The sequence below is a fragment of the Pseudarthrobacter sp. MDT1-40-2 genome, from assembly GCF_059383595.1.
Genome location: NZ_JBWZCL010000001.1, coordinates 835,627 through 847,667, shown reverse-complemented (window position 1 = coordinate 847,667; position 12,041 = coordinate 835,627). Strand labels below are relative to the sequence as shown.

Sequence of the window (12,041 nt, the reverse complement as noted above, 5' to 3'; positions counted from 1 at the left end):
CCGGACTTCTATGTGACCGGCCGGTCAAGGATTGCCCGGCAACCCAAACGGCACATGTACTGCGGCTCCGCTCACCTCGGGTAGTGCCGCCTGGCCCCCTATGGATGAGGAAATTTCCCTATGCCCGAAAATCAAAACGACTCCGCCGAAACCGAAAACATCGTGATCGGCGTCGAGACTCCCACGAATGACACAGCCACCGAAGCAGCGGCTCCTGCCGCTGTAGAGGCTCCGGTTGCTGAAGAGGCCCCGGCCGAAGCAGCCGCTCCGGCTGCCGAAGAGGCTCCCGCCGCTGTAGAGGCTCCGGTGGCTGAAGAAGCCCCCAAGGCTGAGGAAGCGCCCGAAGAGGATGTAATCCGCTTCGCAGACCTCGGCATTGACGGCCGGGTTCTGGCAGCCCTGCAGGACGTCGGCTACGAGAAGCCGTCACCTATCCAGGCAGCAACCATCCCGTTGCTGCTCGAAGGCCGCGACGTCGTGGGCCTCGCCCAGACCGGCACCGGTAAGACTGCAGCATTCGCAGTACCGGCATTGTCCCGCCTGGCCGAGCTCCACGACCTCAACGGTCCGTCACGCAAGACGCAGGCACTGGTCCTGGCTCCTACCCGTGAGCTGGCGCTCCAGGTTGCAGAGGCTTTCACCTCCTACGCCAAGCACATCGATGACTTCACCGTCCTTCCCGTCTACGGCGGGTCCGCCTACGGCCCTCAGCTGGCCGGACTTCGCCGCGGCGCCCAGGTTGTTGTGGGCACCCCCGGCCGCGTGATCGACCACATTTCCAAGGGTTCCCTGGACCTGTCCGAACTCCAGTACCTGGTGCTGGATGAGGCTGACGAAATGCTCCGCATGGGCTTCGCCGAAGATGTGGAACAGATCTTCCAGCAGACGCCGTCTGACCGTCAGGTGGCGCTGTTCTCCGCTACCATGCCGAGCCAGATCCGCCGGATGTCCAAGCAGTACCTGAACAATCCTGCCGAGATCTCCGTTAAGTCCAAGACCACCACCGGCGCCAACACCCGTCAGCGGTACCTGCAGGTCATGGGCCCGCACAAGCTCGACGCCTTGACCCGCATCCTCGAGGTTGAAGAGTTCGACGGCGTCATTGCCTTCGTGCGCACCAAGATGGCCACCGAGGACCTGGCTGACAAGCTGAAGTCCCGCGGCTTCCAGGCCGCCGCGATCAACGGTGACATCCCGCAGCAGCAGCGCGAGCGCACTGTTGAGGCGCTGAAGGAAGGCCGCATCGATATCCTCGTGGCCACCGACGTCGCCGCCCGTGGCCTTGACGTGGAGCGCATCAGCCACGTCATCAACTACGACATCCCCCACGACACCGAGTCCTATGTGCACCGCATTGGCCGCACCGGCCGTGCAGGCCGTTCGGGTGACGCGATTTTGTTCATGACTCCTCGCGAGAAGTACCTGCTGCGTTCGATCGAGAAGGCAACCCGCCAGCCGGTCGAGCAGATGCACCTGCCTACTGCGGAGACGGTAAACACGCTGCGTCTGGGCAAGTTCGCGGAGAAGATCACGGAAACCCTCGCTTCCGAGGATGTCTCCGCGTTCCGTGACCTCATTGCTTCCTACGAGGAAGAGCACAACGTTCCGGCTTCGGAGATCGCTGCAGCCCTTGCCGTGATGGCGCAGGGCGGCCAGCCGCTCCTGGTCAAGGAGCTGCCTGCCGCTCCCGAGTTCCAGAAGCGCGACCGCTCCAAGGATGGCTTCGGTTCACGTGGCCCCACCCGCACGCTCACCGAGGGCAACGCCACCTACCGGATCGCCGTCGGACGTCGTCAGCGCGTTATGCCGGGTTCCATCGTTGGTGCCATTGCCAACGAAGGCGGCATCTCCTCCGCCCAGATCGGCGGTATCGACATCCGCTCGGACCACTCCCTGGTGGAACTGCCGGCGAACCTGAGCCCGGATCAGCTGCGCGCCCTGTCCCGTACCCGGATCGGCGGTGAGCTGATCCACCTCGAGCTGGACAACGGCCGTAAGCCTTCCGGCGGCGGGGAGCGTAGCAGTTACCAGGGCAACCGCGGCGGCGACCGTGGTGGTTACTCCGGTGGCGGCGACCGCGGTGGCAACTTCAAGGGCGGCGGCGGATTCAAGAAGGATTTCCGCAAGACCGACGGCGAGCGTTCCTCTGCTGACCGTGGCGGGCGCTCCTACAGCGATCGTTCCGAGCGCAGTGTCGGCGGCGACAACGCCGGCCGTGGTGCAGCCGGTGACTCCCGCTCGGCCGGTCATGGTGACGGCGCCCGCAAGCCCCGCGGCGGCAGTGAAGGCGGCCACCGCGACTTCAACCGCAAGGGCAAGTGGTAACCGTCAGCTAGCCTGACGACTACGCGCTCCCTTTGGAAGGGCCCTGTACGGAATATTCCGTACAGGGCCCTTCTGCGTACCCGTGGCTTCCATCACCGTTGTGGACCATAAGCACAGCATCAGGCTGACCTGCCCTTATGCCGATTTGTTGGTGCCGGAATCTTCGGGTAGAGTATTTACTCGTTGCCCCCCTAGCTCAGTGGTAGAGCGCGTTCTTGGTAAGAACGAGGTCACCGGATCGATTCCGGTGGGGGGCTCTGAATGGGAGCCTGTGTCAGGGCGGTTTTTGACCGGCTTGGTGCAGGTTTTTCTCATTCGTGGCGGTGTAGCTCAGTTGGTTAGAGCGCACGACTCATAATCGTGAGGTCGGGAGATCGAGCCTCCCCACCGCTACAGATAAGACCCCCGGAATCCGCGAGGATTCCGGGGGTCTTTCGTTTCTCGGGAGAGTCGTGGCCGGCACGGTTTCCTTTCCCTCTTTTGGCGTTTAGCCCCAGGTCACATGTTGTGTGCCGCTTAGAGGGCGTCGGTGGGAGCGGCCCGGTGATCTATCTCGGCTGTGAGCCTGTCGATCCGGTCCAGTGCGTCGTTAAGCCGCTCAACCGTCTCCCACAAGGCAGGGTGCTCGTGACGAACCTGCTCCAACGTTTCGCCCGCCGAGGTCAGGGTGGACAGATCGTAGCTGACGTTGGTGCGGGCACCTGTCAGTGCAGCCCTTAGTGCCCCAAAAGCGACGACTACATCGGCGATCAGCGCAGGGTTGCCGTTGACAGCCAGCCATTGCAGGTCCGGTATGGCGTCAATAGCGTGTTCGCCGAGCACGGCCGAGGCTTTGGCCGCTTCCACGGAAGCTTTGTGTATTGCGTCGTCGCGCTCGGTTCCGGGTTCGAGGCGGAAAGCGGCACCGAACGCCTTGGACGCTGAAGCGTCGTCGTCGGCCAGCCGGAGAGCGGATTCCCGGAGGGACCTGGCCCTGGCGTGGACGTTGTCCAGTTCACCGCGTTGGTGTTCATCAGCTCTGGTGTACCCTGCCACCATTGACGTCAGTGACGCGGCTATGGCAAGCATCAACCCGGCTCCGGCCCCTCCACCGGGTGAACCCACCGATTCCGCTAAAGCCCGGGTCCAGTCCTCAACGGTGGAACTCTGGGTAGTCACTGCCTCCGAATCAGCCATGACACCAGTTTGCCCTAAAGGTGTGCCGTCCCGGGGACGGCGTGACAAGCAGCCGGTTTCACCGTAGCTTTGCGGCATCCGGCGAACAGGGGGATAGCGTATGGATTTCTTGGAGACAATCATGTTTCCGTTCCAGTGGGTGGTCTCAGCCATCATGGTGGGCTTTCACCAGGGCTTCAGTGCGTTGGGCCTGCCTGCGGCGAACGGCTGGACCTGGACACTTTCGATCGTCGGCCTGGTGCTGGTGATCCGGGCCGCCCTGATCCCCGTGTTCGTCAGGCAGGTCAAAGCGCAACGCCAGATGCGGCTCCTCCAGCCTGACCTGATGAAGCTCCAGGACAAGTACAAAGGTAAGACTGATCCGCTGTCCCGCCAGGCCATGGCTCAGGAGCAGATGGCGCAGTACAAGAGGCACGGTACCAACCCGCTCTCCGCGTGCCTGCCCATGCTGATCCAGGTGCCGTTCTTCTTTGCGCTGTTCCAGGTCCTTTCCGGAATCAGCACCAGCGCCAGGGCGGGGGAGGGCATTGGCGCCATGAGCCACGGCCAGGTGGAGCAGTTCAACCAGTCCGGCATCTTTGGCGCACCGCTGACTGCGTCCCTGCTCCAAGGTGGCGGCGGTGACCCGGTCGCGGTCACAGTGCTGACCATCGTGATGATCCTGGTCATGACGGGGGCACAGTTCGTCGCGCAGAAGCAGATCATGGCCAGGAACGTCCAGGAGGAGGCAAGCGAGAGCCCATTCATGCGCCAGCAGAAGGTGATGCTCTACGTCCTGCCCGTGGTGTTTGGCGCCGGCGGCATCATCTTCCCCATTGGTGTCCTGATTTACTGGAGCGTCACCAACATTTGGACCATGGTGCAGCAGTTCTTCATCATTGGCCGGAGCCAGCCAGGCCAAGGCCCTGGTGCAGTTCAGGCGCACCCCTACACTTGAGGATCCCATCCCAGCCTGCGGCTCAATTCGCGCGTTGCAAGGCTGAGGGCCGCCAGGATGCTGTCCTGCAGTACGGACTTCCCCGCGGGCGCGGTGGGCGTTACCTGGACACTGTAGGCGTGCGTGACGGCGATGGCTGCCACGGTCCGTCCGGTCCTGTCCCGGACTGGTTTCGCGATCGAAGCCAGCCCTTCAGTCACCTCACCGAATTCGCGGGCGAAGCCCTGCCGCCGTGTTGCGTTCAGTTGCAGCTTGAGTTCCGCGAACGTAGCGGGTCCCCGGCCGGTTCGTTGTACGAAAGCGAAATTCGGCGGAAACAGTGCGCGCAGTTGATCATTTCCCAGGTTTGCCAGGATCACCCGACCGGATGCTGTCAGATGGGCCGGCAGGCGCACGTCCTTTGCGGTGACGAGTGGAGCCCGCAACGGTGCCGGTTGCTCGTGGATGTACAGCGTCTCATGGCCGTGCAGGACCGCCAGGTGCGCTGTTTCGCCGAGTTTGAGGACCAGCCGTTCGAGGATGGGCCGTCCGTACCTTGCCAGCGGTGCCTGGATGGCGAAGGCCTGGCCGATCTCCAAGGCCGCTACCCCCAGGGCGTAGGCCTGTTCTTCGGGAAGGTGCGTGACGTAGCCCAGCGATTGCATGCCCCGGAGCAGGCGAAACGTTGATGATCGTGGTGCGTCCACGGCCCCGGCGATCCGGGCAGCTGAAACCGGTGTTGCCTGCGTGGCGAGGTAGCTCAGGATGCGCAGTGAACGCAGGGAATTGTCCGTTTCGCCGCCCACCGCGCCTCCTGTGACTTGAATCTCATATCTGAGACTGCATCCGCCGGATTTCCATTGTCCCCTTTATCGGTTCGCGGTGTGATTGATCCAGTCGATGAAACCGCCGCACTCCACCTTTGGAACGCAGCAGAAATGTCAGGAGAAAGAACCCATGGCCATCACCTCCGAGGCGCCGCGCACGGCCTCGCGCCACATGTGGAAGCTGTTTGTCTATAGCGGGATCGGCGCATTTATGTTCTTCGTCCCGATCACCATCGCGGGCAAGAACACCATCATGCTGGACCACATCGTCACGTTCCTCCAGTCGAGCATCGGGCCGGTGTTGCCTTTCTACGCATTGGCCGTGATTGTGGCCGGCGCCGTGTATCCCTTCGTCACGGGCACGTGGAAGAAGTCCCCCGTAGAAATGGTCTTTTCGCTGCTCAAAGTGGTTGGCATGGGCGTCGGCTTCATGATGGTGTTTCGGATAGGCCCGGCGTGGTTGTTCGAGCCGGGTATGGGGCCCTTCCTTTTCGAGAAGCTGGTGATCCCGGTGGGCCTTCTGGTGCCCATCGGGGCCGTTTTCCTGGCCTTGCTGGTCAGCTACGGTCTCCTTGAGTTCATCGGAGTACTGGTGCAGCGGGTCATGCGTCCCATCTGGCGCACTCCCGGGCGCTCGGCCATCGACGCCGTCGCCTCTTTCGTGGGCAGCTATTCCCTAGGCCTGCTCATCACAAACCGGGTCTACAAAGAGGGCAAGTACACCGCCCGGGAATCGGCCATTATCGCCACGGGGTTCTCCACTGTTTCCGCGACCTTCATGGTCATTGTGGCCAAGACGCTGGACCTCATGGACCAGTGGACCGCCTATTTCTGGGTCACCTTCCTGGTGACGTTTGTGGTCACTGCCATAACGGTCCGCATCTGGCCCTTGAGCAGCATTCCGGACGACTACCACCCCGAAGCCACCCCCCAGCCGGAGGAAGAGATCACCGGGCGGCGACTCTCCGTCGCCTGGCGCGAAGCCCGGGAAACGGTCGCGTCAGCGCCTTCCCTGGCCGTCAACGTCTGGATCAATGTCCGTGACGGCGTGCTGATGACCATGGCCATCCTGCCGTCGATCCTGTCCATCGGCCTCCTGGGCCTGGTCCTGGCTACTTATACCCCGGTCTTTGACTGGCTGGGGTACGTCTTCTATCCCTTCACCTGGGCCCTCCAGTTGCCCGAACCCATGCTCGTGGCAAAGGCCAGCGCAGTGGGCGTTGCTGAAATGTTCCTGCCGGCACTCCTTGCCGCGGAAGCTGTTCCGGTAGTGAAGTTCGTAGTGGGCGTCGTCTCCGTCTCCGGCATCATCTTCTTCTCAGCCCTGGTGCCCTGCATCATGGCGACGGATATCCCGATTTCGATCTGGAAGATGGTGGTCATCTGGTTCCAGCGGGTTGTCCTCACCTTGATACTGGTAACTCCCATCGCATTCCTTCTCTTCCCTTCCTAAGGGGCACAATGGGTCCATGACTCGTATAGCCATCATCGGCGGCCACGGCAAGGTGGCCCTCAAATTGTCAGGACTCCTCACGGCGCAGGGCCACAGCGTCACGTCGTTTATCCGCAACCCGGATCACAGCGCCGACGTCGCGGAAACCGGTGCCACGCCGTCGTACCTTGACGTTGAACTTTCAACGACGGCGGAACTGGCTACGGTACTCAACGGCCACGACGCCGTGGTGTGGTCAGCCGGGGCCGGGGGAGGCAGCCCCGAGCGCACCTACGCGGTGGACCGGGACGCCGCTATCCGATCGATGGATGCGGCGGCGGAAGCCGGCGTGCAGCGCTACATCATGGTGTCCTATCTGGGTGCCGGACGGAATCACGGCGTACCGGCGGACCACGGCTTTTTCGCCTACGCAGAGGCAAAGGCCGCTGCCGACGAATACCTCCGCGGCACCAGTCTGGACTGGACCATCCTTGGCCCCGGTTCCCTGACGGACGGCCCCGGTACAGGGAACATTGAGATCGATCCCGGGCCGGAGGGTGGGAGCGAGACCTCCCGCGTGAACGTGGCGCTCGTCGCCGCAGCGGTGCTGGCCTTGCCGGAGACCGCGCAGCGGACCATCGCTTTCCGGGATGGGGACACGCCGGTGCCGGACGCACTCCAGAAAGGCACTGCGCGCGCCTAGCCGGGCCCCGAGGCCGGGTGGCTGTGTCAGTTGGAGCTGCCCACGATGATCATGCCGGAGAAGACGGGACCCCAGGACGTGCTGCCTGACCGGACAGCGAGGCCGGGTAGAAGTCCAGGGCATGATCTTCGACGTAGTCCAAGGCATGCCGGATTGCACCGATTGAGACGATTCCGTCGCCCAGGGCAGAAGTCTCCACCCGCGGGGGAGTGAACGTGAATTCCGGCAATCGTTTCTCGATGGCCGGAATCAGCGCACGGGCGGACTCTGCCACGCCGCCTGCGAGCACCACCAGTTCCGGGTTGACCAGGGTGCTCAATGAACCGATCGCCCGGGCCATGCGGGTCGCGAGGCGGTCCAGGATGCCTTTGGCGATGCGGTCGTCTTCGGCGGCGGCTGCAAAAACCATCTCTGCCGTGAGGTTGGCCGGATGACCGCCGCACAGGTTGTTGAGTTGGCTTTTTGCGCCGTGGCCGGCGGCTAGGGCTTCCTGCGCCCAGAGCACTGCGTAGTGGGCAATGCCATGGGTATCTCCCACACCGTCGACATTGTCGAGGTAGCCCAGCTCGCCGAAGCCGCCCAATTGACCGTGGAGCAGGCGGCCGGATTCCAGTATCCCGGCACCCAGGCGGTCGCCGGCAAGCATAACAACAAGATTGTCGACGCCGACGGCGGTACCACACCAGCGCTCGGCCAAGGCAGCGAGATTGGCGTCGTTCTCCAGGAGCACGTGCCAGCCGTGCCGCTCGGAGACCAGCCGCTTGACGTCGAAGGACTTCCAGAATTCCTGCGCCCGAAGGACTTCGCCGCTACGGCTGACCGGAGCGGCGACTCCCACGGACACCGCAAGCACGGAATCGGCCGGGACGCCGGCTTTCATCAGGGCGTCGGCGGTGATCCGGTCCAGGATGTCCGCCCTTTCGGCGGCAGGAACGTTGTAGCTTCGGAACGGCGTGGTGACTCTGGCCAAGGGCGTTCCCGCAACGTCTGCCACGATTGCTGTGATTTTGTTGGCCCCGATATCGATGCCAAGGACGCTGGCTGCCCGGTCATTGAACGTGAACCTGCGGGCGGGCCTGCCCTTTACATAGTCGCCCGCGCCGCGCTGGTTCTCCAGTTCCAGGAGCCAGCCGAGCTGCACCAACTCATCGCAGATCGAGATGACAGTGGCCCGGGAAAGTCCCGTCCCGGCCATGAGATCCGTGCCGGTCATGACGCCGGTCCCGCGCATGGCCGTGAGGATCGCCCTTGCGTTGACCCTGCGTACCAGTTGGGTTGATGGTGCAGTCTCGCTGATCATCCGGCTCCCCGATCGTGTGCCGTCCATCGGAGTGATAGGGCGGTCTCAATAAATTTAGTGCATAAATTTACATTGCGACACATCCGCCGCATTCGCTTGACCTGTGGCGTGGATCACCGGATACTAGCGATAGGACATAAATTTATCTCCTATCTAAACTTTTCAGATCATGTGCCGGCTGTCCGGCTGAGTAATGCGGCCATCGGGGTCCGCTCAACGAAAGGACCACCAGAGTGTCCGTGAAACTGACGCGCAGCAAACGCACGGCAGGACTGGGCCTCTGCCTGGCTCTCCTCGCCGGCCTCCTCACGGGGTGTGCGGGGGATGCCGGCAAGGAGACCATCCGATTCACCTTCAGCAAGCGTGAAGCCATCGGCTTTATGTCCCAGGTGGTCAACGACTACAACGCATCCCAGGATGACGTGGAGGTAGTGATTGACACTTCCGGGGTGGACGTAGTCTCCGCCAGTTTCGTACGTGGCAATCCGCCGGACCTCATGCTGGCGAACTACAACTACGAGGTGGCGAGGCTCGTGCAACGATGCGCACTGACGGACCTCTCAGGCACCGAAGCAGCCAAACGCTCACGCAGCGACCTGCAGCCACTGCTTGACCAGTACGGCGTTTGTGAAGGAACCATGCCGGCGCTGCCATATTCGGTCATGGCGTCCTCCGTCATCTACAACAAGAAAATCTTCGCCGATCATGGGCTTGAGATTCCGCAGACGTGGTCCGAGCTCCAGCACGTGGTCGGCACCCTCGAGCGGGCCGGCGTAACGCCGTTCTACGCCACCTTCAAAGATGCCTGGACAGTGAACCAGGGGTGGTTCGACTATTCAGTGGGCGGCTCCCTCGATGTCCTGGACTTCTATTCCAAGCTCGCCGCAGAGGGAAAGGACGTTGGGCCCGGCTCGGCAGTGTCCTTCGAAAAGAACTTCTCCGGTCCGGTTGCGAAGATGCTGGAGCTCTCCAACCATGTCAACCCGGATGCCGCCAGCCGTGGCTACAGTGATGGCAACCTGGCTTTCGCCCAAGGCAAAGCGGCTATGTACCTGCAGGGCCCATGGGCATTCACCGAGATCGCCAAAACGGCGCCCGACCTCGAGCTCGGCACCTTCCCGCTGCCGTTGACCGAAAACCCGGAGGACCTGAAAGTAAGGGTCAACATGGACCTCGTGGCCATGATCCCGGCGGAAGGAAGGAACCAGGAAGCTGCCCGCACATTCCTTGAGCACCTCTTCCAGCCGGAGATCATCGAGGCCTACAACGCCTCACAACTCGGTTTCACTCCCACGGAGGATGCGGCGCCGGTGACGGACCCTCGCATCCAGGGAATGGCAGGTTTCTACGACGCCGGCCAGATTTACCAGGGTCCGGGCATCCTGATCCCCCGGACCATTCCTACTGAGAACTACACCCAGGCCATGATCCTTGGCTCCGAGCCGGACTCCGTGCTGCGCACGATGGATGCGGACTGGGCCCGCCTCGCGTTCCGCCAACCGGCCCCGTCAACTGAGGAGTCTGAAAAATGAGCACCACCAGGACCTTTGCCGCCGGCGCAGACCGCCGGAAAAATCAGGGCCGACGGCGCGTCGAACCGATCTACTACCTTTTTCTCCTGCCCAGCCTGGTGCTCTTCACTTTGGCGATCACCATCCCGGCAATCATCGGAATTTTCTTCAGCTTCACTGATTCGATCGGCATCGGCGAGTGGAAGTTCATCGGCTTCGTCAACTACATCGCGGCCTTCAGCGATCCTGCCATCCTGCAGAGCTACCTGTTCACCTTCGGTTTTTCTTTGGTAACAGTTCTGGTGGTAAACGTGATTGCCTTCCTGCTGGCTGTTGGACTGACGTCCCGCATTCGGATGAAGGTAGGGCTGCGCGGGATCTTTGTCATCCCCATGGTGGTCTCAGGCATCATCATCGCCTATGTCTTCAACTTCCTGTTCTCCAACTCTCTGCCGGCCCTGGGCTCGGCACTGGGCATCCCGTTTTTGGAAACCAGCCTCCTGGCCAACCCGGACCTCGCCTGGATTGCCATCGTGACCGTCACGGCGTGGCAGGCAATTCCCGGCACGTTGCTCATCTACATCGCAGGGTTGCTCGCCGTCCCCGGGGACGTGTATGAGGCCGCAGACCTTGACGGTGCAAGCAAGCTGCAGCAGCTCATCAGGATCACGCTCCCGCTTGTCGCCGGGTACCTCGTGATTAATGTAATCCTCGGCTTCAAGAACTTCCTCAATGCCTACGACATCATCGTTGGCCTCACCAACGGCGGCCCCGGCACGGCCACCAGAAGCGTGGCGATGACCATCATCACCGGCTTCAACAGCGGCGACTACGCCTACCAGATGGCTAATGCGACGATCTTCTTCGTCGTCGCCATCCTCATCGCCATTCTTCAGCTTTCGCTGACGCGCGGAAGGAACGCACTCTGATGTCCACCACAACAGCACTTCCCACCGAGCTCCCCGCCGCCCAGGCAGGCCGCACCGGCGCCCCCGTCGAACGCGGCGGCTGGTCCGGCACCATCATCCTGCTCCTCTGTGCGGTCACTGTTTTGCTGCCGCTGTTCGTCACCGTCTCCATGGCCTTCAAGACACCGGCCCAGGTAGTGGACGGCAACGCCTTCTCGCTGCCCATGCCCGTCAGCGTCGAAGGCTTTGTCCAGGCTTGGCAGCTCACCAAGTTCCCTGTGGGTCTCCTGATGTCCCTGCTGGTCACAGCGGGAACTGTCGCAGCCACTATTCTCCTTGCCGCTTTCGCCTCCTACGCAATCATTCGCAACTGGGACCGCCGTCTGTTCCGCTGGTCGTTCTTCTACCTTCTTGCGGCGATGTTCATCCCGTTCCCCGTGGTGGCGCTTCCGCAGCTCCAGCTCACCGGACGCTTCGGTTTGGACAACCCGGGCGGTGTCATCCTGCTCGCCACGATGTTCCAGCTCAGCTTCAGCGTGCTGCTTTTTACCGCCTTCCTGCGCTCCATCCCCATGGAGCTTGAGGAAAGCGCGCGTATTGACGGCGCCACCACCTGGCAGACCTTCTGGAAGCTGATCTTCCCCCTGCTGGCTCCTATGAGCGCCACGGTGGGCATTTTCGCCTTCCTTTACGCCTGGAATGACTTCATGATGCCCTCGCTGATCATTTCCGATCCGGCCCTGCAGACGCTTCCGGTGCGGCAGAAGCTGTTCCAGGAGCAGTTCAGCAACAACTATCACGTGTCTTTCGCCTCGTACCTGATGGCCATGGCGCCAGCGATCATTGCTTACCTGTTTGCGCAGCGCTGGGTGATGGAAGGCGTAACCCAGGGCGCGGTCAAGGGCTAAGCCGTGCCTGGCCCAGCCGTCGAATCCGCACGTTC

General features: G+C 62.3%; 10 protein-coding genes and 2 tRNA genes. 9 read left to right on the top strand and 3 right to left on the bottom strand.

Going from position 1 to position 12,041, the window contains the following annotated elements:
- Positions 1 to 120 precede the first annotated feature (120 nt).
- From AC50X5_RS03975 to AC50X5_RS03965, 3 genes are all read left to right on the top strand, one after another.
- On the top strand, positions 121 to 2,325 hold the full coding sequence (locus tag AC50X5_RS03975; RefSeq protein WP_494974793.1) for a DEAD/DEAH box helicase: 2,205 nt from the start codon (positions 121 to 123) through the stop codon (positions 2,323 to 2,325).
- Between the two features lie 185 nt (positions 2,326 to 2,510).
- Positions 2,511 to 2,582 (top strand) — tRNA-Thr (locus AC50X5_RS03970).
- Between the two features lie 62 nt (positions 2,583 to 2,644).
- Positions 2,645 to 2,718: transfer RNA gene (locus AC50X5_RS03965), tRNA-Met, on the top strand.
- Between the two features lie 123 nt (positions 2,719 to 2,841).
- Here the strand turns inward: AC50X5_RS03965 and AC50X5_RS03960 are convergent.
- On the bottom strand, positions 2,842 to 3,501 hold the full coding sequence (locus tag AC50X5_RS03960) for a cyclodeaminase/cyclohydrolase family protein (RefSeq protein WP_494974792.1): 660 nt from the start codon (positions 3,499 to 3,501) through the stop codon (positions 2,842 to 2,844).
- A gap of 100 nt (positions 3,502 to 3,601) precedes the next feature.
- On the opposite strand from AC50X5_RS03960, the gene yidC reads away from it, so the two are divergent.
- Positions 3,602 to 4,438, top strand: a complete 837-nt coding sequence (yidC, locus tag AC50X5_RS03955; protein ID WP_494974791.1) for a membrane protein insertase YidC — start codon at positions 3,602 to 3,604, stop codon at positions 4,436 to 4,438.
- Here the strand turns inward: yidC and AC50X5_RS03950 are convergent.
- Positions 4,429 to 5,223, bottom strand: a complete 795-nt coding sequence (locus AC50X5_RS03950; protein ID WP_494974790.1) for an IclR family transcriptional regulator — start codon at positions 5,221 to 5,223, stop codon at positions 4,429 to 4,431. The two genes, yidC and AC50X5_RS03950, sit on opposite strands and share 10 nt — an antisense overlap.
- 151 nt (positions 5,224 to 5,374) lie before the next feature.
- On the opposite strand from AC50X5_RS03950, the gene AC50X5_RS03945 reads away from it, so the two are divergent.
- Together AC50X5_RS03945 and AC50X5_RS03940 are read left to right on the top strand one after the other, a co-directional pair.
- Positions 5,375 to 6,697 (top strand): YjiH family protein, encoded by a 1,323-nt coding sequence (locus AC50X5_RS03945; RefSeq protein WP_494974789.1) that lies wholly within the window; start codon positions 5,375 to 5,377, stop codon positions 6,695 to 6,697.
- Between the two features lie 16 nt (positions 6,698 to 6,713).
- Positions 6,714 to 7,379 (top strand): NAD(P)H-binding protein, encoded by a 666-nt coding sequence (locus AC50X5_RS03940; RefSeq protein WP_494974788.1) that lies wholly within the window; start codon positions 6,714 to 6,716, stop codon positions 7,377 to 7,379.
- Positions 7,380 to 7,428: 49 nt separating this feature from the next.
- On the opposite strand, the gene AC50X5_RS03935 is transcribed toward AC50X5_RS03940, so the two are convergent.
- The gene (locus AC50X5_RS03935; RefSeq protein ID WP_494974787.1) at positions 7,429 to 8,679 is read right to left on the bottom strand and encodes an ROK family protein; all 1,251 of its coding nucleotides are present in this window, start codon (positions 8,677 to 8,679) and stop codon (positions 7,429 to 7,431) included.
- Positions 8,680 to 8,912: 233 nt separating this feature from the next.
- Here AC50X5_RS03935 and AC50X5_RS03930 point away from each other — a divergent pair, with 233 nt between their 5' ends.
- The 3 genes from AC50X5_RS03930 to AC50X5_RS03920 are packed head-to-tail and all read left to right on the top strand — an operon-like array spanning position 8,913 to position 12,006.
- Positions 8,913 to 10,211: an ABC transporter substrate-binding protein gene (locus tag AC50X5_RS03930; protein ID WP_494974786.1), complete on the top strand. Its 1,299-nt coding sequence runs from the start codon at positions 8,913 to 8,915 to the stop codon at positions 10,209 to 10,211.
- Positions 10,208 to 11,119, top strand: coding sequence for a carbohydrate ABC transporter permease (locus tag AC50X5_RS03925; protein ID WP_494974785.1), 912 nt, complete (start codon positions 10,208 to 10,210; stop codon positions 11,117 to 11,119). The genes AC50X5_RS03930 and AC50X5_RS03925 overlap by 4 nt, the downstream gene beginning before the upstream one ends.
- The gene (locus AC50X5_RS03920; protein WP_494974784.1) at positions 11,119 to 12,006 is read left to right on the top strand and encodes a carbohydrate ABC transporter permease; all 888 of its coding nucleotides are present in this window, start codon (positions 11,119 to 11,121) and stop codon (positions 12,004 to 12,006) included. Before AC50X5_RS03925 ends, AC50X5_RS03920 begins: the two co-directional genes overlap by 1 nt.
- Positions 12,007 to 12,041: the final 35 nt, after the last annotated feature.